This is a genomic window from Nocardioides xinjiangensis (genome assembly GCF_017916455.1).
In the GTDB taxonomy this organism is placed as follows: domain Bacteria; phylum Actinomycetota; class Actinomycetes; order Propionibacteriales; family Nocardioidaceae; genus Nocardioides; species Nocardioides xinjiangensis.
This window is the reverse complement of sequence record NZ_JAFMSY010000001.1, coordinates 1,687,847-1,711,414: the sequence shown is the minus strand read 5'-3', so window position 1 is coordinate 1,711,414 and position 23,568 is coordinate 1,687,847. Positions and strand designations below refer to the sequence as shown.

The 23,568-nt window shown below is 73.6% G+C and carries 18 protein-coding genes; 12 read left to right on the top strand and 6 right to left on the bottom strand.

The window, feature by feature from the left end; all coding sequences use genetic code 11:
• Positions 1–78: 78 nt before the first annotated feature.
• From dnaB to J3P38_RS08100, 3 genes are all read left to right on the top strand, one after another.
• On the top strand, positions 79–1,476 hold the full coding sequence (dnaB, locus tag J3P38_RS08110) for a replicative DNA helicase (RefSeq protein WP_210440702.1): 1,398 nt from the start codon (positions 79–81) through the stop codon (positions 1,474–1,476).
• 204 nt (positions 1,477–1,680) lie between these two features.
• Positions 1,681–9,768 (top strand): CshA/CshB family fibrillar adhesin-related protein, encoded by an 8,088-nt coding sequence (locus J3P38_RS08105; RefSeq protein WP_210503221.1) that lies wholly within the window; start codon positions 1,681–1,683, stop codon positions 9,766–9,768.
• A 12-nt stretch (positions 9,769–9,780) separates the two neighbouring features.
• The gene (locus tag J3P38_RS08100; protein ID WP_210503220.1) at positions 9,781–10,437 is read left to right on the top strand and encodes a class F sortase; all 657 of its coding nucleotides are present in this window, start codon (positions 9,781–9,783) and stop codon (positions 10,435–10,437) included.
• A gap of 47 nt (positions 10,438–10,484) precedes the next feature.
• Here J3P38_RS08100 and J3P38_RS08095 read toward each other — a convergent pair whose 3' ends face one another.
• Positions 10,485–10,775 carry a DUF1540 domain-containing protein gene (locus J3P38_RS08095; protein ID WP_210439307.1) on the bottom strand — a complete coding sequence of 97 codons (291 nt, stop codon included), beginning with the start codon at positions 10,773–10,775 and terminating at the stop codon, positions 10,485–10,487.
• 150 nt (positions 10,776–10,925) lie between these two features.
• Here J3P38_RS08095 and J3P38_RS08090 point away from each other — a divergent pair, with 150 nt between their 5' ends.
• The 6 genes from J3P38_RS08090 (at position 10,926) to katG (ending at position 16,593) form a co-directional block, all read left to right on the top strand.
• Positions 10,926–11,243, top strand: a complete 318-nt coding sequence (locus J3P38_RS08090) for a hypothetical protein (RefSeq protein WP_210439306.1) — start codon at positions 10,926–10,928, stop codon at positions 11,241–11,243.
• Positions 11,244–11,343: 100 nt separating this feature from the next.
• Positions 11,344–12,276 (top strand): NADP-dependent oxidoreductase, encoded by a 933-nt coding sequence (locus J3P38_RS08085; RefSeq protein ID WP_210503219.1) that lies wholly within the window; start codon positions 11,344–11,346, stop codon positions 12,274–12,276.
• Positions 12,277–12,346: 70 nt separating this feature from the next.
• Positions 12,347–12,781: a BLUF domain-containing protein gene (locus J3P38_RS08080; RefSeq protein ID WP_210439304.1), complete on the top strand. Its 435-nt coding sequence runs from the start codon at positions 12,347–12,349 to the stop codon at positions 12,779–12,781.
• A gap of 108 nt (positions 12,782–12,889) precedes the next feature.
• Positions 12,890–13,759, top strand: a complete 870-nt coding sequence (locus tag J3P38_RS08075; RefSeq protein WP_210439303.1) for an aldo/keto reductase — start codon at positions 12,890–12,892, stop codon at positions 13,757–13,759.
• A gap of 69 nt (positions 13,760–13,828) precedes the next feature.
• On the top strand, positions 13,829–14,272 hold the full coding sequence (locus J3P38_RS08070; RefSeq protein WP_210439302.1) for a Fur family transcriptional regulator: 444 nt from the start codon (positions 13,829–13,831) through the stop codon (positions 14,270–14,272).
• Between the two features lie 47 nt (positions 14,273–14,319).
• Positions 14,320–16,593 carry a catalase/peroxidase HPI gene (gene katG / locus J3P38_RS08065; protein WP_210503218.1) on the top strand — a complete coding sequence of 758 codons (2,274 nt, stop codon included), beginning with the start codon at positions 14,320–14,322 and terminating at the stop codon, positions 16,591–16,593.
• Between the two features lie 93 nt (positions 16,594–16,686).
• Here katG and J3P38_RS08060 read toward each other — a convergent pair whose 3' ends face one another.
• On the bottom strand, positions 16,687–17,190 hold the full coding sequence (locus tag J3P38_RS08060) for an MOSC domain-containing protein (protein WP_210503217.1): 504 nt from the start codon (positions 17,188–17,190) through the stop codon (positions 16,687–16,689).
• 130 nt (positions 17,191–17,320) lie between these two features.
• On the opposite strand from J3P38_RS08060, the gene J3P38_RS08055 reads away from it, so the two are divergent.
• A complete protein-coding gene (locus J3P38_RS08055; RefSeq protein ID WP_307807799.1) occupies positions 17,321–18,742 on the top strand; it encodes an MFS transporter in 1,422 nt (473 codons plus the stop codon).
• A 28-nt stretch (positions 18,743–18,770) separates the two neighbouring features.
• On the opposite strand, the gene J3P38_RS08050 is transcribed toward J3P38_RS08055, so the two are convergent.
• Positions 18,771–19,907, bottom strand: a complete 1,137-nt coding sequence (locus J3P38_RS08050; RefSeq protein WP_246855646.1) for an alpha/beta hydrolase family protein — start codon at positions 19,905–19,907, stop codon at positions 18,771–18,773.
• A 101-nt stretch (positions 19,908–20,008) separates the two neighbouring features.
• On the opposite strand from J3P38_RS08050, the gene J3P38_RS08045 reads away from it, so the two are divergent.
• Positions 20,009–20,872, top strand: coding sequence for a sigma-70 family RNA polymerase sigma factor (locus J3P38_RS08045; RefSeq protein WP_210503216.1), 864 nt, complete (start codon positions 20,009–20,011; stop codon positions 20,870–20,872).
• 154 nt (positions 20,873–21,026) lie between these two features.
• A complete protein-coding gene (locus J3P38_RS08040) occupies positions 21,027–21,191 on the top strand; it encodes a hypothetical protein (RefSeq protein ID WP_246855645.1) in 165 nt (54 codons plus the stop codon).
• A gap of 9 nt (positions 21,192–21,200) precedes the next feature.
• Here the strand turns inward: J3P38_RS08040 and J3P38_RS08035 are convergent, their stop codons facing one another.
• From J3P38_RS08035 to J3P38_RS08025, 3 genes are all read right to left on the bottom strand, one after another.
• Complete coding sequence (locus J3P38_RS08035; RefSeq protein WP_210503215.1) at positions 21,201–21,518, bottom strand: hypothetical protein; 318 nt, start codon at positions 21,516–21,518, stop codon at positions 21,201–21,203.
• Between the two features lie 64 nt (positions 21,519–21,582).
• Positions 21,583–21,798 carry a hypothetical protein gene (locus tag J3P38_RS08030; protein WP_210503214.1) on the bottom strand — a complete coding sequence of 72 codons (216 nt, stop codon included), beginning with the start codon at positions 21,796–21,798 and terminating at the stop codon, positions 21,583–21,585.
• A 103-nt stretch (positions 21,799–21,901) separates the two neighbouring features.
• Positions 21,902–23,563 (bottom strand): FAD-dependent oxidoreductase, encoded by a 1,662-nt coding sequence (locus J3P38_RS08025; RefSeq protein ID WP_210503213.1) that lies wholly within the window; start codon positions 23,561–23,563, stop codon positions 21,902–21,904.
• Positions 23,564–23,568 lie beyond the last annotated feature (5 nt).

Below are 23,568 nucleotides of genomic sequence, written 5' to 3'. Positions count from 1 at the left end.
GTCCCTACCGTCGTCGGCAGGGTCGTGGCAGGCGGTCGGCGGACAGGATCAGTGGACAGGGGAGGAGCGCCGGTGAGCATCGCTTTCGGGGGAGACACCGACGAGGCGTGGGGCGACGGTCCCGCGGCCTACGAGCCGGGGGAGTCGCCGCGCTCGGCCGGCGACCGCACGCCGCCCCAGGACAACGCGGCCGAGCAGAGCGTGCTCGGCTCGATGCTGCTCTCCAAGGACGCGATCGCCGACGTCGTCGAGGTGATCAAGGGCGTCGACTACTACCGGCCGGCCCACGAGGTCATCCACGACGCGATCATCGACCTCTACGGCCGCGGCGAGCCGGCCGACCCGATCACGGTCGCGGCCGAGCTGCAGAAGCGCGGCGAGCTGCAGCGCATCGGTGGCGCGCCCTACCTCCACACGCTGTCGGCCAACGTGCCGATCGCGGCCAACGCCGGCTACTACGCCGAGATCGTGCGCGACAAGGCGGTGCTGCGCCGCCTCGTGGAGGCCGGCACCCGCATCGCCGCGCTCGGCTACGCCGGCGAGGGACAGATCGACGACGTCGTCGACAGCGCGCAGGCCGAGGTCTACAAGGTCACCGACCGGCGCGCGACCCTCGACTACGCCCCGCTGAGCGACATCATGAGCGGCGTCCTCGACGAGATCGAGATGATCGGCAACCGGGAGGCCGGCCTCTACGGCGTGCCCACCGGTTTCGCCGACCTCGACGACCTCACCAACGGCCTCCACTCCGGCCAGATGATCATCGTCGCGGCCCGTCCCGCCATGGGGAAGTCGACGCTCGCCCTGGACTTCTGTCGCGCAGCGTCGATCCACAACAACCTCACGAGCGTCTTCTTCAGCCTGGAGATGACGCGCTCGGAGATCATGATGCGCCTGCTCTCGGCCGAGGCGAAGGTGCCGCTCAACCACATCCGCAACGGCACGATGCGCGACGACGACTGGGAGAAGCTCGCCCGCAAGATGGGCCAGGTCTCCGGGGCGCCGATGTTCATCGACGACAGCCCGAACATGACGATGATGGAGATCCGGGCCAAGGCACGCCGCCTCAAGCAGCGCCACGACCTCAAGCTCATCGTCATCGACTACATGCAGCTGATGAGCTCGGGCCGCAAGGTCGAGTCGCGCCAGCTCGAGGTCTCGGAGTTCTCCCGCAACATCAAGCTCCTCGCCAAGGAGCTCGAGCTGCCGATCATCGCCCTCTCCCAGCTCAACCGCGGTCCCGAGCAGCGTGGTGACAAGCGCCCGATGATGAGCGACCTGCGCGAGTCCGGGTCGCTGGAGCAGGACGCCGACATGGTGATCCTGCTGCACCGCGACGACGTCTACGAGAAGGAGTCGACCCGCCCCGGCGAGGCCGACCTCATCGTCGCCAAGCACCGCAACGGCCCCACCCGCGACCTGACCGTCGCGTTCCAGGGCCACTACTCGCGCTTCGTCGACATGGCGCAGGGCTGACCGGGTGCCGGCTGCCGGTCCTGTCGCGTGCAGCTGACATCGCCCGATTTCCTCGTTCTCCAGACGTGAGCGAGGACCTGCCCCTACCGTCGTCGTAGTCTGTCGGGGGACTGCCGGTTCCCCGTGCACGGGGGAAGAGGCATCGTGAAGCACTCGGGTACATCTCGGTCCGGTCGCACTGCTCGTCGGGGACGCCGGCGTCGGATGTCGACGGCGGCGGTCGTCACGTCGCTCCTCGGCGCGCTCCTCGCGGTCGTCCCGGTGACGCTGCTGACGGCCTCGCCGGCCGAGGCGAGGTACGCCACCCACGGCACGGGCACCTACCTGGGCGCCATCGACTGGTTCGAGTGGGGTGCGCACCTGGAGAAGATCCCGCCCGCAGGGCTGACCAGGACCAACACGCGGGTCGTGGCGGGCGGGACCCTGGCGACCACCTGCACCCTCTCCGACATCGACGACCGGGCCCAGGGCGCGAGCAACAAGCTGTCCGCCTACCGGCCGGGCCACTGGGGTGGTGACGGCCTGGACGACATGTACCGCATCGGCGCCCAGTCCGGCAGCGCCAACCAGCTCATCTCGGGCCTGTGGATCGGCGGCGGGCCGGTCCTCTTCCACCTCTCGTGCGACGTCACCCTCGACGGGGTCCCCGTCCCGCTGGCCGGTCTCGTCATGGCCGATGCCGAGCAGAGCATCACCAACGAGTACGTCCAGGCCACCATCCCGGCCGGCGCCGACTGGCGGATCATCGACCGCGGACGGACGGCGGGCTGCACCAACGACACCGCCGTGGTGCGTACCGGCCAGACCCTGCGCCTTGCAGGCAACGCCCAGGCCTGCCCCTCCGGGCCTACGGGTGTGGCCTTCATGGAAGGCGCAACCTCCGCCGACGTGGTGATCCAGGGCGGTGGGGCGTCGGCGATCGCCCTGGGCGTCATGCTCTTCAACGACTTCGGGGACGCCCCGGCCAGCTATGGCGACGCCGGTGCGCTGTACTCGCCCGGATTCACCGGTGACCCGGTGCCGCAGGGCACCACAGCCCTCTTCGCCCGACCCCTCGCCTCGCCGACCCAACCGGCGCCCCGGCTCGGCGCCACCGTGGACTCCGAGGGCGCACACCAGGCCGGGCCGGCCGCCGGCGCGGACGGCGCCGACGAGGACGCGCTCGCCGCTCCGGTGCGCCTGCGCCCCACTCCCGGCACGTCGTACACCCTGCCCGACGTCGCCTGCACCGGCCCGGGTGTGGTCAGCGGCTGGGTCGACTGGAACGGCAACGGCACCTTCGAGCCGAGCGAGCGGTCCGACCAGCCGAGCTGCACCGGCTCCAGCGTCGCCCTCACCTGGGACGTGCCGGCTCGCCCCGACACCGGTCCGACGTTCATGCGGCTGCGCATCGGTCCGGACGCCGCCGCCGTAGCCGGCCCGACCGGCGTCAGCACCGCCGGCGAGGTCGAGGACCACGCGGTGGTCGTCGTGCCTCGCGCCGACTACGGCGACGCACCGGACACGGCCGGCACCACGGCGGCGGACAACGGTGCGCGCCACCTCGTCCCCGACCACGACGCGGCCCGCTCGACCGCGCCGGTGATGCTCGGCGACCGGATCGACCTCGACGACGACGGCGCGCCCGGCCCGGCCGCGGACGGCGACGACAACGCCGGCGTCGACGACGAGGACGGCGTTGCCTTCAACACCTCGCTCGGGTACGCCGCGCCCGTGCTGCGCACCGGCACGGACGCCATCACCCTGGACCCGGTCGTCAACACGCTCGACGTCACGGCCTCCTCGGCCGGCTTCGTCAGCGTGTGGGTCGACCTGAACGGCGACGGCGACTTCGGCGACGACGGCGAGCGCGAGGTCGACGCGGCGCCCGTCGTGGCCGGGGCCAACATCATCACCTTCACCGAGGGCGTGAACCCGCCGGACATCGAGGCCTTGGTGCGGGTCCGCTACAGCACCGACGCGTCGGCCGTCCACTCACCCGTCGGGATCGCCCCCGACGGCGAGGTCGAGGACTACCGGGTGCTCGTCGAGCGGCTCATCGTCCCGGCGGCGTGCTCGCCTGTGGCGGAGCCGTACTACGCGATGACCTTCAACTCGGTCACCGACAAGAGCGGCGCGGGCGCCCCGGGCACCTCCGCGAGGTACCCACGGGTCGCGGTCGTCAGGGGCGAGGTCGTCGATGCGGTGGCCACAACCGGCAACCCCGGAAGCACGATCAACGCCAACGGCTTCTTCGTGGCCGGCGACGACGCGGCGTGGAACCTCAACGGCAGCGGTGCCGCCACGGCGGTGACCTTCAGCTTCGTCCGGACCGGGACCAGCACACCGGTGGCCTTCAACTCGGTGTGGACCATCAACGACATGGACGCCACCGAGCGCACGGACTTCGTCCCGGACACCCAGGTCGAGGACTACGCGCTCACCCCGGGCAGCATGGTGGCGGTGAGCCGTTCGGGCGGCCGTCTGGTCTTCAGCGGCACGGTTAGCGGCAACAACGACACCCGCAGCCGCTATCAGGTGTGGTTCAAGAACAGGAGCGCCGTCGGCGCGATCTGGCGCGGGTTCGCCGGCTCCGGGTTCCTGGTGGACGGCGACGGCGACACCCCCGTCCCCACGTCGTGCGACGACTACGGCGACGCCCCCGACACCTACGGCACCACCCTGGCGAGGGACGGCGCCCGCAACTTCGCGTCCCAGTCGCTCAAGATGGGCGCCGACGTGCAGTTCGACGCCGACGGGCAGCCCACCGCGGCCGCGGACGGCGACGACACCAACCGCAACGACGACGAGGACGCCGTCGCCGCACCGATCTCGGTGACTCGCGGCGAGCCGTCGTCGGCCGAGGTCAGCGTGACCAACGACCTCGCCGACCCCGCCACGCTGGCCGCCTGGCTCGACCGTGACCGCTCCGGCACGTTCGACGCCGACGAGCGCGTGATGGTCCCCGTGCCCGCCGGCTCCGGGACGGCGACGTACACCGTGGACCTCGGTGCGGTGACGACCACGCAGGACACCTACGTCCGGTTCCGGCTGCTGCGCGGCGCGATCGCCGACCCCCAGCCGACCGGCGCAGGCCCCGTCGGCGAGGTGGAGGACCACCGCGTGACCGTGCTCAACCCGGCGCTGACGCTCACCAAGACCTCCGACGCCACCGCCGACAGCGGTCCCGGCGACACCGTCACCTACACCGTCACGCTCACGAACACCGGCAGCGGCGCGTTCACCGCCGCCAACCCGGCGCGGGTGGTCGACGACCTGTCCGCGGTGCTCGACGACGCCACGTACCCCGGCGGCGCGACCGCCACCGTCGGCGGCACCGCCGTCGCCGCCCCGACGTACGCCGAGCCGCGGGTCTCCTGGTCCGGCCCGCTCGCAGCAGGGGCCTCGGTGGTGATCACCTACGCGGTCGACCTCGAGGGCGGCGGAGACGGCCACGTCCGCAACACCGCCTTCGTGCCGCCGCCGGGCGACCCGAACCCGCCGACGCCCGACTGCGCGCAGACCGCGCGGCCCTGCGCGACGACCACCACCGAGCTGCCCAGGCTCAGCATCACCAAGACCGCGAACCGCACCCAGCTCCCCGCGGTCGGGCAGCAGGTCAGCTACACGGTCACCGTGACCAACGCCGGTCTCGGCGCCTACACGGCGGACCACCCCGCGACGTTCGCCGACGACCTCAGTGAGGTCCTCGACGACGCCACGCTGGCGCTGGCCGACGTCACGGCCAGTCGCGGCACCGCGACCGTGTCCGGCTCGACCCTCGCCTGGACCGGGACCCTGGCGGCCGGCCAGAGCGCCACGGTCACCTACACGCTGACCTACACCGGCGCCGGCGACCAGGTGCTGCGCAACAGCGCGTGCGTGCCGGCCGCCGAGGCTGCCGACGCCGACGAGGCCTGCCGCACCGTGTCGGTCCCGGGCTCGGGCCTGCGGCACGACAAGTCCGTCGATCCCGCCTCCGGCACGCCGGTCGAGGCCGGGCAGGTTCTGACCTACACCCTGGCGTTCGAGAACGTCGGGCCGACGCCGGCCACCGTCGACACCACCGACGACCTCGACGGCGTCGTCGACGACGCCGTCCTGGACCCGACGTCCGTCACCGTGGACGCCGGTCTCGTCGCCACCCCGAGCGCCTCCGGCGACGCGATTGCCGTGACCGGCAGCGTGCCGCCCGGGCAGACCCTCGAGGTCACCTACCGGGTGCAGGTCCTCCCGTGGGCCGACCAGGGCGACCACGTGCTGAGCAACGTGCTGGCCTGCGAGCCCGGGGAGCCGGCCGGTTGCGCGCCGGAGACCACGACCAACCCGGTGCGCCACCTCGCCGTCACCAAGACCTCCGACGCCACCGCCGACAGCCGGCCCGGCGACCAGGTGACCTACACCGTCACGGCCACCAACGACGGCACCGGCGACTTCACCGCCACCGACCCGGCCACGCTGGTCGACGACCTCGGCGACGTGCTCGACGACGCCGACTTCGACGGCACCGCCACCGCCAGCGCCGGCAGCACGTCGTACGCCGCGCCGCGGCTGACCTGGACCGGAGCGCTCGCCGCCGGCGCGAGCGTCACCGTCGAGTACACCGTCACGCTGACCGGCAGCGGCGACGGCGAGGTCGACAACGAGGCGTGCACCGGCGCCTCCCGCGCCTGCGCCACCGAGTCGTTCGACCTGCCCAAGCTGACGATCAGGAAGACCTCCAACCGGGCACAGCTCCCCGCGGCGGGCAACAAGATCACCTACACGGTCACCGTCACCAACCGCGGTCCGGGCGACTACACGACGTCGGCCCCGGCGAGCTTCACCGACGACCTCTCCGACGTCCTCGACGACGCCACCTTCGACGACGGGTCCATCGCGGCATCGACCGGCACCGCCACCCTCATGGGGAACACCCTCGACTGGAGCGGGGCACTCCCCGCCGGCCAGTCGGCGACGGTGACCTACACGCTGACCTACGAGGAGACCGGCAACCTCGTCGTGGACAACCGCGCCTGCATCCCGCTCGACGAGGCACTCGACCCCGACGAGCCCTGTCGCACGGTGCACACCCCCGGATCGGGCCTGCGCCAGACCAAGAAGGTCGACCCCCGCACCGGCACCTCGGTCGTGGAGGGCCAGGTGCTCACCTACACGCTGACCTTCGAGAACGTCGGCCCCGCCGCGGCGACCGTGGACACGGTCGACGACCTGTCCGGCGTCGTCGACGACGCCGACCTCCTCGTCGACTCGATCAGCGCCGACGCCGGCCTGGTCGTGACGCCCGACGCGGGCGGCGAGGCGCTGACGATCACCGGCTCCGTCCCGACCGGGGAGGTGCTGACCGTCACCTACAGGGTGCGCGTCCGGGCCTTCGCCGACCAGGGCGACCACGTCGTCACCAACGCGCTGGCCTGCCAGCCGGGTGACCCCCAGCCGTGCGACCCGACGACCACGTCGAACCCGGTGCGCCACCTGGTGGTGGGCAAGACCTCGGACGCGACCGCGGACAGCAAGCCGGGCGACACCGTCACCTACACGGTCCGGCTGCGCAACGACGGGGCCGGCGACTACACCGCCGCGGCCCCGGCGACCGTGGTCGACGACCTCACCGGTGTGCTCGACGACGCCACGTTCTCCGGCGTCGCGAACGTCAACCAGGGTCCCGCCCCGACGTACGACGCGCCTCAGCTCAGCTGGTCCGGGCCGCTGCGGGCCGGCACGGAGGTCCGGATCACCTACGAGGTGGTGCTGAAGGGCGGCGGCGACGGGGTCGTGCGCAACGTCGCCTGGCAGCCGGCCGACCCGCGCGACCCGGGGCCTACCCCGGACTGCGCCACCGCGACGGTGCCCTGCATCACCGAGTCCTTCGACCTGCCCAAGCTCACCCTCGACAAGTCGGCCGACCGCGCCGACCTGCCCGCCGTCGGGCAGACCGTGACCTACACGGTGCGGGTCGCCAACGCCGGCCCCGGCGGCTACACCGCCGAGCACCCGGCGACGTTCACCGACGACCTCTCCGACGTCACCGACGACGGGACCGTCGGCGCACCCACCGCCACGGTGGGCGAGGCGACCCTCGACGGCGACGAGCTGTCGTGGACCGGCGTGCTGGGTGCGCCCGGCGACGCCGCGGAGGTCACCTACACCGTGACCTACCGGGGCACCGGCGACCGGGTCCTCGACAACACCGCCTGCGTCCCGGCCGCCGAGGCGCAGGACCCCGCGGCGGCGTGCGACACCGCGTCCGTCCCGGGCTCGGGGCTCGTGCACCGCAAGACCGTCGACCCCGCGTCCGGCACCGCCGTCGAGGTGGGTGACACGCTCACCTACACGCTCACCTTCGACAACACCGCCGGCGCCGCTGCCGCCGTCGTGGACACCACCGACGACCTCCGCCGGGTCGTGGACGACGCCACGCTCGACGAGGCGTCCGTCACCGCCGGCGCCGGGCTCACCGCCACGCCGGACCCGGCCGGCGCACCGGACACCATCGCCGTCACGGGCACCGTGCCCGCCGGCGCGACCCGCACGGTGACCTACCGGGTGACGGTGAAGCCGTTCGATCGCCAGGGCGACCACGTCCTCACCAACGCGCTGGCGTGCGAGCCGGGCGACCCGACGCCCTGCGCGCCGGCCACGACGTCCAACCCGGTGCGCCACCTCACCCTGCACAAGGAGCAGACCTCGCCGACGTCCCCCGACACCGGCGACCGCGTCACCTACACCCTCACCGTGCGCAACGACGGCGCGGGCGACTGGACCAGCGCCGACCCGGCCGAGGTCGTGGACGACCTCGCGGGCGTGCTCGACGACGCGACCTGGGCCGACGACGCGAGCGCCTCCACCGGTGCGGTGACGTTCTCCGAGCCCGAGCTCACCTGGACCGGCGCCCTCGCCCACGGCGAGACGGCGCGCGTCGTCTACTCCGTCGTGGTGACGAACCTCGGGGACCACCGGCTCGTCAACATCGCCTCCGTCAGCGGGTGCGCCCTCGCGGAGTGCACGCCCGACCCCGTGGTGACGCCGCTGCCGCACGTGGTGCCGGGCAAGTCGGCCACGCCCGCGGGCGGCCAGCCCGTCCAGCCGGGGGACCGGGTCACCTACACGCTGACGTGGAGCAACGACGGCCGGGCGGTCGGTGCCGTGGACGGCACCGACGACCTGTCCGGAGTCCTCGACGACGCCGAGGTGGTGCAGGAGCCGACCAGCTCCGACCCGGCCGTGACGGCGACCCGCACGGGCGACCGCCTGCGCGTCACCGGGCCGCTCGCCCCGGGGGAGACCGTCGCCGTCACCTACGTCGTGCTCGTGAGGCCGGCCGGCCGGCACGGTGACAACTCGCTCCTCAACGTGCTGGCCCCCGACACCCCGCAGGTCGGCTGCACCGTCTCCGGGTGCACGCCGGTGCCGCCTGCCACGACCAGGCACCCCGTCGGCGACCTGGTGGACTGGAAGACCGTGGCGCCGTCGGCCGGGAGCGCGGTGCGTGCCGGCGAGAGGGTGACGTACACGCTGCACTTCCAGGGCTCCGGCACCGGTCCGGTCCGCGTCCACCGGGTCGACGACCTCAGTGGCGTGCTGGACGACGCCGCGCTCGTCGCGGGTCCGACCGCGTCGACTCCCGGCCTGGCGGCCGGGGCGCCGGTCGCGGGACGGATCTCGGTCACCGGCACCGTCCCCGCCGGGACGACCGCGACCGTGACCTACACCGTCGAGGTCGGACCGGACGGCCGGCGAGGCGACGACCGGTTGGTCAACCACCTCATCGACCCCGGCCAGGCACCGCCGACGTCGTGCAGCACGCCGCCGACGGCACGTGCCGGCCAGTCCGACTGCACCTCGAACCCGGTCGCCGCCTCCGACGTCGACCTGGCCCTCGCGAAGCGTGTGGTCTCCGGTCGCAAGGTGCTCGTGGGCGACCGGATCCGCTACACGCTGCGCGTCTCCAACGAGGGACCTGCGGTCGCGGCCGGGCCGATCGTCGTCCGCGACCGGCTCCCGCGTGGGCTCGAGCTGCTCTCGGCGAAGGGCCGGGGCTGGGAGTGCGAGGTCGAGCGGGGCGCCGACCGCGCCGTGTGCACACGCACGAGCGCGCTCCGCCCCGGCGCGAGGACTCCCGCCGTCGTCCTCGTCGCCCGCGCCACCGCGGCGGCCACGGGCCGCACCGTCAACGTCGCCACCGTCAGGGGCGGTCGGGACACCCGGCCCGCGGACAACCGGGACGTCGCCGGGGTGAGGGTCTCCGCGCCGCCGGCGCTGCCCGGGACCGGCTTCCGCTCCGCCGGGCGCGGCAACGCCCGCCGGGACTGAGAGGACCGCCGCATGGACGCCACGACTCGATGGACGCTGCGCGTCGCAGCCACCGTGCTCGCGGGCGCGGCGCTGTCCGGCACCGCACTGTCCGGCACCGCGCTGGCCGGTCCCGGGGCGGGTCCCGGCCCGGCGGTCGGGGCGCCGGCCCGAGCCGCCGCCCCGGCTCCCACGAGCCCGGCCTGCGGGACCGGCGACCGCGCCTTCGCTCCCCGGCAGATGACGATCCGGGGGGTCGTGGGTGCGACGAGGGTGCTCGCGCTGGGCCGGGACCGCGGCGGTGTGCCGCGGACACCGCCCCTGACCGACCGCGGCAAGTGGCAGGTGGGCTGGGACCGCCAGGTCGCGGCGGGTGCGCCTCGAGGTGTCATGAGGCTCACGGCGCACACCTATCCGCGCGACGGCAGCCACGGCCTGGCCCTGGGCAACCGGCTGCTGTCCACCCTGAGCCGCGGCGACCGGCTGGTCGTCGCCGGTGGGGGCGGGGACCGGCTGTGCTACCGGGTCACGAGGCGGTTGGACGTGCGGGCCGAGCGGACGGCGCCGGCCTACTACGCCTCCACCGGACGGCACCGGCTCGCCATCCTGGTGTGCTCGGGCACGCGGCGCGGCCCGGGCGACTGGAGCCACCGCACCATCTGGTTCGCCGAGCCCGTGCAGCGTTCCTGACCACGCGTCGCTCCGCCGGCGGGCTCCACGCGAGCACGCGGGCCGCGTCAGGCAGGCGCGAAGGTGAGGCAGTCGGCGCGGTCCTCGCCGGCGCCCACGTCGACCCCGGCAGCGGTGCACTCGAGGTGGTCGTTGTGGGTGCAGTCGGACCGGTGGCACGCGCCGACGTGCCCGCTGGCGTCGACACCGCCCTTGTCGTGGGCGTCGACGAAGGTCCCGCAGGCGGGCCCGGCGGCCTCGGTGACGGTGATCGCGCCGGCGTGGCAGTCGTGGTCGTGGTTGTAGGAGCAGCCGTCGACGCTGCACGAGCTGACGATGGGGAGGTTCATGGTGGTCATGCTCCGACCATGCGCCTCGAACCGCCGCCCGTCCAGACAGGACAGGCTTGCCTTCGACCGACCCCGGTGCCGCGACCACCGTCCGGGGGGTGAGGCGCACCGTCGCTCCACGTGCCTAGCGTGGAGCGTCCACCGACCCGAGGAGGAGCCATGCCGCACAAGCCCCCGAAGGACGTGCAGGAGGCCGCCCAGCGCGCCGTCCGCTGGATCGAGGACGGCAAGGCCGGCAAGGGCTTCACCGACGTCGGACGCCACCGCGCGCACCAGCTCGCCGAGGGCCAGGACGTGAGCGACGAGGACGTGAAGAAGATGCAGGCCTACTTCGCCCGCCACACGGTCGACAAGGACGCCGACGGGTTCGCCCAGGGCGGTGACGGCTTCCCCTCGCCGGGCCGCGTCGCCTGGGACGCCTGGGGCGGCGACCCCGGCGAGCGCTGGGTGGGCACCATCGACCTCGACGACGACTGAGGCGCCGCACCCGACGCCGTCCGGAACAGGCCGGCCCCCGACCGTGTTGGCGAGAGGTGCCCGCCGTCCGGCGGGGCCGACACGAGGTGAGGAGACAGTGGTGCGCGCAGCCAGCTACGACACGTACGGAGGGCCGGAGGTCCTCACCATCGGCGAGCGGCCGGACCCGCCGGTCGGGCCCGACACCGTGCTCGTCCGGGCGCGCGCCACCAGCGTCAACCCCGTCGACTGGAAGATCCGCGAGGGCCACCTCCGCGGCGCCTACCCGCACCACCTGCCGATCATCCCCGGCTGGGACGTGGCAGGAGTGGTCGAGGCGGCGGGCCCCTCGGTGCGCACCGGCCTCCAGGTGGGCGACGAGGTCTGGGGCTACGTGCGTCGCGACGACGTGGCCCACGGCACCGCGGCCGAGCTCGTGCCGGCGCCCGAGCGCACCGTCGCGCTGAAGCCGCGGTCGCTGTCGTTCGAGGAGGCGGCGTCGGTCCCCCTCGCCGGGTTGACGGCCTACCAGGCGCTCACCGAGGCGCTGGACGTCGGGACGGGTGACCGGGTGCTCGTGCACGCCGCGTCCGGGGGCGTCGGCCAGCTGGCCGTGCAGATCGCGGTGGCCCTCGGCGCCGAGGTCGTCGGCACGGCCTCGCCCGCCCACCATGAGCTCGTGCGCGGCCTCGGCGCGAGCGCGGTGCTCGACCACCGCGCCGGCCCGGTGAGCGGTCAGCTCGCCGCGCACGGCGGCCCCGTCGACGCGGTGCTCGACCTGGTGGGCGGCGCCGCGCTCGCCGATGCACCCCGGCAGGTGCGCGACACGGCACGCATCGCCTCGGTGATCGAGCCCGAGACGGTCCTCGGGCTGGGGGGTCGCTACGTCTTCGTACGCCCCGACCGCCCGGGTCTCGACGCCCTCGCGGACCTCGTCGAGTCGGGGCGTCTGCGCGTGCGGGTCGCCCACACCTTCCCCCTCGAGCGGATCGCGGACGCCCACCGGCTCTCCCGGGAGGGCAGCCCCGGCGGCAAGATCGCCGTCACGATCTGAGGGCCGACCCGCGGGCCGGGACCTCGTCCGAGGGGGGCCCGCGACGCCCCGGGCTAGTCTCGGTCACGCCATGGACACGGACCCACCGCTGCTGACCCTGACCTACACCAGCTCGGCGACCGACCTGCTGGACGTCCCGCAGCTGGTCGAGCTGATCGAGCAGATCCGGCCGAAGAACGAGCGGCTCGGCATCACCGGCCTGCTGCTCTACAGCGGCGGGAACGTGATCCAGACGCTGGAGGGCACGACCGACGCGGTCGACGAGGTGTACGGCGCCATCGTCGACGACCCGCGCCACACCGAGCTGCAGGTCGTGGACCGCCGGATCGTCGACGACCGCGCGTTCGCCACGTGGTCGATGGGCTTCCGCAACGTCACCGCCCGCGAGGTCGACGAGCTGCGGGACGTCACCGAGTTCGCTCGCCGGTCGGTAGCCGAGGACCTCAGCGCCCACGCCGTCGCGGCACTCAGGCTGCTGGACACCTTCCGGGCCGAGGCCGGCTGAGGCCCCAGCCGTGCGACCGCGGCGCGCACGTGGCGCCGTCGACGGCCGGCCGGCCGAGCTCCCGGCGCCCCCGACGGCCGCGACACCCCGGGCCGTAGGGTCGACGGCATGCAGACTCGCACCCTCGGACGCCAGGAGGTCGGCGCGATCGGCCTCGGCCTGATGACCTTCGACCAGACCGGCACCCAGCCCCGCCAGCAGCTCGTCGACACCGTCACCGCCGCGCTGGACGCCGGCGTCACCCTGTTCGACACCGCCGACGCCTACGGGCCCGGGGAGGAGCTGGGGGCCGACGCGCAGGGCGCGAACGAGCGGCTGATCGCCTCGATCCTCGACGAGCTCGGTGCCCGCGACCGCGTCCTCCTGGCCACGAAGGGCGGCCACGTGCGCACCGAGGGCGGGGGCTGGGACACCGACAGCTCCGCGGCCCACCTCCACAGGGCGGTCGACGCCAGCCTGCAGCGGCTGGGCGTCGAGCAGCTGTCGCTGTGGCAGCACCACCGCCCCGACCCCGACGTCCCCTACGACGAGGTCATCGGCACGCTCAAGGAGATCGCCGACAGCGGCAAGGTCGCCCACGTAGGGCTCTCCAACGCGAACCCGCAGCAGATCCGCGACGCCCACGCCGTCCTCGGCGACGCCCTGGTCAGCGTGCAGAACGAGTTCAGCCCGAAGTTCCGCTCGAGCAGGCCGGAGATCGACGTGTGCGAGGAGCTCGGCCTCGCGTTCCTGCCCTGGAGCCCGCTCGGCGGCCTGTCCGACGCCAAGGAGCTGGCCGACAGACATCCCGCCTTCGCCGAGATCGCCGCCGACCGGGGCGTCAGCGCCCAGCAGGTCGCGCTGGCCTGGGAGCTGGCCCAGTCGCCGGTCGTGATCCCGATCCCCGGGGCCAAGCGCCCCTCTTCGATCCTCGACTCGGCGGCCGCGTCCGAGCTCGAGCTCACCGCCGACGAGCTGGAGAGGCTCGACGCCAGCTGAACGCAGCGGCCCGGCGGGAGCGGACCGGAAAACTTGACTCGTTCAAGAAAGCCGGGCAGGGTTGACCCGATGGAGGACAGCGAGTTCGAGCACCTGCTCCGCAGCGCCGGCCTGAGGGTCACCCGCCCGCGTCTCGCCGTGCTGCGCGCCGTCCGGCGCCAGCCGCACGCCGACACCGCCACGCTGCTCGCAGCGGTGCGCGTCGAGGAGCCGTCGGTCTCGCACCAGGCGGTCTACGACGTGCTCGGCGCGCTGACCGACTCCGACCTCGTGCGCAGGATCCAGCCCGCCGGCTCGGTCGCGCGATACGAGCTGCGCGTCGGCGACAACCACCACCACGTGGTGTGCCGCTCCTGCGGCACGGTGGCCGACGTCGACTGCGCCGTCGGCGTACGCCCCTGCCTCGACGCCTCCGACACCCACGGCTTCGTGATCGACGAGGCCGAGGTCACCTACTGGGGGCTGTGCCCCACCTGCGCCGCGGACCGTGCCCCCGCCGCTGCCGCGCCCTGAGCCACTCGCACACCCGTGACACCCGCCCCGCATCCGGAAGGAACGCCATGACCGACAGCCAGGACAACGTGACCGAGAGCCCGCAGGGGGTGGACCGCAAGGCCGAGGCCGGGTGCCCGGTGATGCACGACTCCGCCGCCGCCCAGGGCAGCGAGAGCGAGAACCCGGCGATCGACTCGCCCACGCCGGCGACGAACCGCCGCCCCCGCACCAACCAGGACTGGTGGCCCAACACCCTCGACCTGACGCCGCTGCACGCCCACTCCTCGAAGAGCAACCCGCTCGGCCCCGACTACTCCTACTCGGAGGAGTTCGAGAAGCTCGACCTCGCCGAGCTGCGTCGCGACATCGTCCAGGTGCTCAACACCTCCCAGGACTGGTGGCCCGCCGACTTCGGCCACTACGGCGGGCTCTTCATCCGGATGAGCTGGCACGCGGCCGGCACCTACCGCATCTTCGACGGCCGCGGCGGCGCCGGCGAGGGCTCGCAGCGCTTCGCCCCGCTCAACAGCTGGCCCGACAACGCCAACCTCGACAAGGCCCGTCGCCTGCTGTGGCCGGTCAAGCAGAAGCACGGCCGGAAGATCTCGTGGGCCGACCTGCTGGTGTACGCCGGCACGGTGGCCATGGAGGACATGGGGTTCCAGACCTTCGGCTTCGGCTTCGGCCGCGAGGACATCTGGGAGCCGGAGGAGATCATCTGGGGTCCCGAGGACACCTGGCTGGGCGACGAGCGGTACTCCGGCGAGCGCGAGCTCGAGGAGACCCTCGGCGCGGTCCAGATGGGCCTGATCTACGTCAACCCCGAGGGCCCCAACGGCAACCCGGACCCGCTGGCCTCGGCCCGCGACATCCGCACGACGTTCGCCCGCATGGCCATGAACGACGAGGAGACCGTCGCCCTCATCGCCGGCGGCCACACCTTCGGCAAGACCCACGGTGCCGGCGACGCCGACCTCGTCGGCCCGGAGCCGGAGGCCGCTCCCCTGGAGGAGCAGGGCCTCGGCTGGCGGAGCTCGTTCGGCTCCGGCAAGGGCAAGGACGCCATCACCTCCGGCCTCGAGGTCACCTGGACCTCGACCCCGACCCGGTGGAGCAACGACTACTTCAAGTTCCTCTTCCAGTACGAGTGGGAGCTCGTGAAGAGCCCGGCCGGCGCCTGGCAGTGGGTCGCGAAGGACGCCGACGACATCGTCCCGGGCCCGACCCCGGACTCGCCGAAGCGCAAGCCCACGATGCTCACCAGCGACCTGGCCCTGCGCTTCGACCCGGAGTACGAGAAGATCTCGCGCCGCTTCCTCGAGAACCCCAACGAGTTCGCCCGGGCGTTCGCGAAGGCCTGGTACAAGCTGCTGCACCGCGACATGGGTCCCGTCACGCGCTACCTCGGCCCGTGGGTGCCCGAGACCCAGCTCTGGCAGGACCCGGTGCCGGCGCACGAGGGCGAGCTCGTCGGTGACGCCCACGTCGCCGCGCTCAAGGCCGCCGTCCTCGACTCGGGCCTGACCGTCGCCGAGCTGGTCTCGACCGCGTGGGCGTCCGCGGCGTCCTTCCGCTCCACCGACAAGCGTGGTGGCGCCAACGGTGCCCGCATCCGCCTGGAGCCGCAGCGCAGCTGGACGGTCAACCAGCCCGAGCAGCTCGAGCGCGTCCTCGAGGTCCTCGAGGGCGTGCGCGCGGAGTTCAACGGCCGCGGCGGTGCCCAGGTGTCGCTCGCGGACGTGATCGTCCTCGCCGGATCGGCCGCGGTCGAGAAGGCCGCCCGCGACGCCGGCGTCGAGGTCACCGTGCCGTTCCACCCCGGTCGCACCGACGCCTCGCAGGAGCAGACCGACGTCGACTCCTTCCGGGTGCTCGAGCCGCGCGCCGACGGCTTCCGCAACTACCTGCGTGCCGGTGAGAAGCTGCAGCCGGAGAAGCTGCTCGTCGAGCGGGCCTACATGCTCGACCTGACGGCCCCGGAGATGACCGTCCTGGTCGGCGGCATGCGGGCACTGGGCGGCAACGTCGGCGGCGTGCAGCACGGCGTGCTCACCGACCGGCCCGGCGTGCTCACGAACGACTTCTTCGTCAACCTGCTCGCCCCCGGCGCGCAGTGGAAGGCCTCGGAGTCGGAGGAGAACGTCTACGACATCCGCGACGCCGCGACGGGCGACCTGAAGTGGACCGCCACCGCGGTCGACCTCATCTTCGGGTCCAACTCGCAGCTCCGCGCACTGGCCGAGGTCTACGCCAGCGACGACGCCCGCGAGAAGTTCGTGCGCGACTTCGTCGCCGCCTGGGTCAAGGTCATGGACAACGACCGGTTCGACCTGCGCTGACGGCTCGTACGACCACGACGGCCCGGACCCCGCTGGGGTCCGGGCCGTCGCGCGTCCCGGCCGGGACCGCCGCCGTGCGCCCACCGCGGGACGTCATGGCGATCTCCGCCCAGGGCCGTCGATTCCCATGGCGTCCCCGGCCGGGGCGCCGTCGAGGTCGTCGCCGCCGACCACCTCGTCGCCGAGGCGGATCGTGCCCGACGACAGCAGGCGGAACACGGTCCCGCCGCGCGGCGACCGCATCGCTCGCATCGCGCCCGCCCCCAGCCAGTCGTCGAGGAGGCGGCACGGGGCGGCGATCCGGACGACCTCGAGCTCGACGTCCGCGATGCGCAGCCGCTCGCCGGGGCGGGTCGGGAGCGGCCCGTGCTCGACGGTGACGTTGCGGCGGGTCAGGCCGGGATCGACCGGGCGACCGAGGACCTCGGCCGCCGCCGCGAGGTCGTCGAGCGCCTGCACCGTCACGTGGCGGTGCCTGGTCCCGTGGTAGCGGTCGCCGACGAGCCCCGCGCCCGCCTCGGCCTCGACCTGCGCGACCGCCTTCGTTGGCACCCGCCGTCCGGGCGCGACGTGGATCGCGTGCACGCGGGTCCTCACGGTGCGACCGTACGACCGCGCACAACGCGGTCGCGGACGACCCAGTGCCCGGACAGGCAGCGCCCGCACCAGCGCGACGGCCCGGAAACTCGGAGGCGCGCTGTCGGTGGTGCCGCCTAGGGTGCCGGACGTGCCCATCGACGAGACGGACCCCGTGCCGGCGGACCCCTCGGCGCCGCACGTCGAGGCGCACCTCCCACCGGGCGTGACCCGGGGGGAGGGGACGCTCCGCGCGTTCCGGAAGGTCCTCGCCAACACCCTCGTCGCCAACGTGACCTCGAGCTACCTGTGGTTCGCCCTGACCTTCTGGGCCTACCTCGAGACCCGCTCGGTCATGGCCACCGCGATCATCGGCGGCGGCTACATGCTGTTCACCGCAGTCCTCGGCACCTTCTTCGGCACCCTCGTCGACCGGCACCGCAAGAAGCAGGTCATGGTCGCCTCCTCGACCGTCACGCTCCTGGCCTACGCGGCGTCCGGCGGCCTGTGGCTGCTGCTGGGCGAGGAGCGGCTGGCCGACTGGGGGAGCGCCTGGTTCTGGCTGTTCACCGGCGTCATCCTCGTCGGCGGCGTGGTCGAGAGCCTGCGCAACATCGCGCTGTCCACGACCGTGACCCTGCTCGTCCCCGAGGACGGACGCGACAAGGCCAACGGCCTGGTCGGCACCGTCCAGGGCGTCTCGTTCATGATCACCAGCGTCTTCAGCGGACTGAGCGTCGGCCTCCTCGGCATGGGGTGGACCCTCGCGATCGCGATCGTCCTCACCGGCGTCGCCCTGCTGCACCTCGTGCCGGTCACCATCCCCGAGCTCGACCCGGACCCCGAGGAGGGCGGGCCCCGCATCGACGTCCGGGGCGCGATCAGCGCCATCACCGCCGTCCCGGGCCTCGTCGCGCTGATCCTCTTCACGACGTTCAACAACCTCGTCAACGGCGTCTACATCGCCCTGATGGACCCCTACGGCCTGACGCTCTTCAGCGTCGAGGCGTGGGGGATCGTGCTGGGTGTCACCGGCCTCGGCTTCGTGGTCGGCGGCGGCCTGGTCGCCAAGCTCGGCCTGGGCTCCGACCCGGTGCGCACCCTGCTGCTCGTCGACCTCGGCATCGCCGTGCTGGGCATGACCTTCACGCTCCGGGAGTGGGCCTGGCTCTACGTCCTGGGGATCTTCGTCTTCATGGCGATCATCCCCATGGCCGAGTCGGCGGAGCAGACGATCCTGCAGCGGGTCGTGCCCTACCGCACGCAGGGCCGGGTGTTCGGCTTCGCGCAGAGCGTCGAGCTGGCGGCGAGCCCGCTGTCGGCGTTCCTCATCGGTCCGGTCGCGGAGTTCGCGCTCATCCCCTACATGGAGTCCGCGGAGGGCCGCGACACGTGGCGCTGGCTGCTCGGCGGCGGCGACGCGCGCGGCATCGCGCTCGTCTTCCTCGCGGCCGGGGCGATCATGTTCGTGACGGTGCTGCTGGCGCTGGCCTCGGCTCCCTACCGGCGGCTCTCCTCGGCGTACGCCGCGGCGCCGCCGCAGCAGCTCGAGACGAGCGGCGCCACCGACTGAGCCGCGACCTCCCGTCGACCGGGCGGCGTCAGGCCGGCATCCGCGCGTCGAGGAACCGCACGGTCCGGTCCATCGCCGCGACGAAGGCCGGTCCGAACGCGTGCCCGTCGTCGTACCACTCGAGCGTCGCGTCGACGCCGGCCCGCGTCATGGCTCGATGGGTCGCGCGGGCCCACGCCGGCGGGCAGGTGTCGTCGAAGCGGCCGTGCACCATCAGCACCGGCTCGGTGATCGCACCGAAGAGGGGTCGCGGGGAGACGCCGCGCCAGAACGCCGGGTCCTCGCCCGGCAGGCCGTGCCGGCCGCGGAACCCCGCCTCGAGCTGGGCGAGCGGCGCGTCCGGCCGCTGGAACTGGCGGAAGTTCTCGGCCTCGAGGCTGGAGACCGACGCCCAGCCGACGCCGGCGGCGAAGAGGCCGGGCTTCGCGGCCAGCGCCTTCATCATCACCCCGCCACCCATCGAACGTCCGAACAGCGCGATCCGCTCGGGGTCGACGCGGACGTCCCGGGACCTCCGCAGGGCGTGCAGGGCGGCGATCGTGTCGGCGGCGTAGCCGAGCCGGACGGCCTGCTCGACGCGGGGGTCGTCGGTGGACTCGGCGTGGTTGCGGTAGTCCACGTGCAGCGCGACGTAGCCCCGCTGGGCGAGGAAGCCGCGCTCGCGGGTCATGCCCTGCCCGCGGACGTAGTACGCCGGGTCGATGTAGCCGTGCGCGAGCACCACCGCGGGGAAGGGGCCGCGGCCCGCCGGCACGTTGAGCACCCCGCTGATCCGCAGGGGCTCGGTCCCGGCTCCCATCGTGGTGGAGGCGAAGGTGACGTCGTACGACGTGTACGCCGCGGTGCGCTCGCGCACGGAGCCGAGCCGCAGACCGCCCCCGGTGAGGTCGGCCCGGGCGAGGGCGGCGACGGAGATCGGGTGCGCCGGCTCGGGCTCCTCGGTCGGCTCCTCGGTCGGCTCCTCGGTGGGCTGGTCGGTCGGCTCGTCGGCCGGCTGGTCGGTGGGGTCGCTCGCGGCCGGGTCCGAGGGCGCCGACTCCGACGATCCGGACCCGGAGGACTCCGAGGACCCGGGCCCCGACGCCGCGGAGCACCCGGCGAGCAGCACGAGGGCAGCGGTGACGGTCGCGATCGGGCCGGCGGCACGTCGGTGCTGGGCTGCCATGTCCACCAGTGTGCGGGACGCCCGGTCGCCGCGCGCGTGTCACACTCGCGCCGCCGCGCGCGTCGGATGGTCGATGATGCCGACGACAGAGGGTGGGAGCCATGGACCAGACGGAGATCTTCGAGGCCGAGCGGCCGCGCCTGCTCCGCCTCGCGGGCCGGGTGCTCGACGACCACGCGGAGGCGGAGGACGTGGTCCAGCAGGCGTGGCTGCGGCTCGACCGCGCGGTGTCCGGCGACGGCACCGACATCGAGAACCTGCCCGCCTGGTTGACCACGGTCACCACCCGGCTGTGCCTGGACCGCCTGCGCGCCCGCACGCCCGTGCCGGTGGAGGACCTCGAGCTCGACGCCGGCGGGGCCTGGGCGAGGCCGGCCAGCGACCCGGCCGACGACGTCGCCCTGGCCGACATGGTGGGCGTGGCGCTCCAGGCCGTGATCGACCGGCTCTCGCCGCGCGAGCGGGTGGCGTTCGTCCTCCACGACAGCTTCGGGTTCGAGTTCGCCACCATCGCCGCGGTCCTCGACACCACGCCCGCGGCCGCGCGGAAGCTCGCGTCCCGGGCTCGGGCGAAGGTGGCGCAGCCGGCCACGGACGACGCGCTGGCGGACTGGGAGGTCGTCGACGCCTTCATGTCCGCCGCCCGGGGCGGCGACCTCGAGCGGCTGCTCGAGCTCCTGGCGCCCGACGCGGTCGTCGGTGCCGACGAGGCGGCGATCCTCGTCGGGACGCCGGCGGCCATCGAGGGCCGCGACGAGGTGGCCGCGTTCTTCAACGGCAGCGCGCAGGCCGCCCTGGCCGTCTTCGTCGGCGACCGCCCGGGGTCCGCCTGGTTCCACCGCGGCGCGGCCGCCGTCGTCTTCGACTTCGAGGTCCGCGACGGTCACGTCCGGCGCATCACCTTCCGTGCGGACCCGTCGGTGCTCGCCCGGGTGGTGCGTCGCGACGGCGCCGCCCGGAGGTGACGCCCCGTCACATCGGTCCCCGCCCGACCGTCGGACCAGCAGAGCAGCAACGACCACGACCACACCCACCACGGAGGCCAGCGATGAAGACCATGACCTGCCGCCAGCTCGGCGGCTTTGCGACCTCGCGCACCGCGGCGAGACGCACGACGACGTGATCAACGCCCAGGACCAGCACCTCAAGCAGGCCGAGAAGGACGGGGACGTCGCCCACCAGCCGGCGCGGGGGGAGATGAAGAAGCGGTGGCGGCACCCGAAGAAGTCGCTCGGGTGGTACCGCGACATGAGGCAGGCCTTCGCCGACCTGCCCGAGGAGTGAGCTGCGTCCTCAGCGAGCGCGGCGACGGTCCGAGAGCAGCCACGCCGCGCCCGAGGCGGCCGCTGCCACGCCGAGGACGGACGGCCAGGTGCCGACCCTCCTGGCGAGCGGGTGCGAGACCCCCATCGCGGACCAGTACGCCGCGCTGAGGCCGGCCGCCAGGGGCGCGCCGCCCACGGCGTACCACTGCCGGGCGGCGGCGGCGTTCGCGGCGAGCATCGCGGCGCCGCCGAGGGGGCGTACGCCGGTCCGCTGGGCGAGGGTGAACCCGCCGACGAGGCCGCCGGCGAGCAGGGGAGCGGTGGGGACGCTGGTCAGGTCGGGCACCGCTCGAGCCTAGCCGGCGCCCGCGTGGTGGCCCCTGCTGACGCGGCGCCGGGTGCGGTGGTGACTACTGGCTGGGCTCGGGGGTGTCGACGTCCACGTCGGCGCACGACACCTTCGGGTTCAGGCCGGCGTAGTTGAGCGGTCCGGCGACGACGTTGAGCGCGATGTCGCTGGCCTCGGAGCAGTTCGTCCGCGTGTCGTCGAAGTAGCCGCGCTGGTAGGCGGCGAACGCCCCGATGAGGAGCCAGATCACGAGAAGGATGCCGATCAGTCGTCCCACGGGGACCTCCCTCGATCCTCACGGCCGGGTTGCCGCCTCGCCCCACTGTGCGTCCCCGGCGCAGCGTCGTACCACCCACCTTGGGGTAGGCGCGCGCTCCGGGTCAGCGGCCCAGGAAGGCGTGCACCGACGACACCACGGAGGCGCCCTCGCCGGTCGCCGAGGCGACCCGCTTCATCGAGCCGGAGCGGATGTCGCCGCCGGCGAAGATGCCCGGGACCGTCGTGGCGAGGTCCTCCGGCGGCACGTCCCCGGCCCACCGCTCGGGCGGGATGTCGCGACCGGTGAGCACGAAGCCGCGCTCGTCGCGCAGCACCGCGTCGGGCAGCCAGCCGCACTCGGGGGCGGCGCCGAGCAGGAGGAACAGGCCGCGGGCCTCGACGCGCTCCTGCTCGCCCGACCCGACGTCCTCCACCGTCAACCACGCCAGGTGCCCGACGTCGTCCGGGCCGCCGTCGACGACGCGGGTGCAGCCGCGGACCTCGATGCGCGGGTTCCACTCGATCTCGTCGATGAGGTACGACGACATGGTGGCCGTGAGGTCCGGGCGGCGCACCACGATCGTCACGGACTGCGCGAAGCGGGCGGCGTGGATCGCCGCCTGCCCGGCGGAGTTGCCGCCGCCGACGATGACGACGTGGTCGCCGGCGAGCTCGCGCGCCGCGGCCATCGCGGCGCCGTAGTAGACGCCGCGGCCGACGAGCTCCTCGAGCGACTCCACGCCGAGGCGGCGGTAGTCGACGCCGGTCGAGACGAGCACGGACCGGGTGTGCACGTCGCCGCCGTCGGTGTGCACGACGTGGTGGCCGCCGTCCTCGCACGGTGAGATGCCGGTGGCCGGCCAGCCGGTGAAGAAGCGGGTGCCGAAGCGCAGCGCCTGCCCGCGGGCGCGCTGGGCCAGCCGCATCCCGGAGATGCCGCGCGGGAAGCCGAGGTAGTTGCGGATCATCGAGCTGGTGCCGGCCTGCCCGCCGATGGCCTCGGCCTCCAGGCAGACCGTCGTGAGGCCCTCGCTCGAGGCGTACACGCTGGCGGCGAGCCCCGCGGGGCCCGCCCCGACGACGACGAGGTCGACCACCTCGTCGACGTCGATGTCGTCGGGCCGGCCGTAGAGCTGGTTGGCCAGCGCGCGCACGTCGGGGCAGTGGCCGCACCAGCCGGCGAGGGAGGAGACGACCGGCCAGCGGCCGTGCTCCTCGGGGCACTGCTCCATCACCGCGCGCCCGACCTCGCTGTCGGGGTGGTGCACGCCGGCGGGCATGCCGACGCGGGCGAGGTAGTCGAGCAGCTCGCGGGCGAGCGTGTCCTTCTCCGGGGTGATGATGCGGACGTTCTCGACGACGGGCGCGGCGACGGTGGCGTTCCACTCGTTGAGCAGCTCGCCGACCGCGAGGTGGAACTCCTCGTCGCGCGGACCCTGCGGCATCAGCAGGAGGGCGTCGACCTTCCCGGCCGCGACGGCGTGACGGAAGGTCTGGTTGTCGTCGCGGAACCGGCTCACGTGCGTCACGATCAGCCGTCGCGCGGTCGGCACGGCCTGCCGGGTGCCGCCGATCAGGTGGTAGAGCGCGTCCTGGTCCTGGTCGCTGTCGACGACGAAGAGCGCGACCTGGTGGCCCGAGCCGATCAGCTCCTTGGCGGTGGCCTTGGCGGCGATCTCGTCGCCGGCGAGGCGGACGTCGTACTCACGCTCGTAGCGGGCGAAGGCCTCGCCCAGCTCGGTCGCGTGGTTCGCGGTGGCGATGACGATGGCAGGGGTGCCCATGCCGA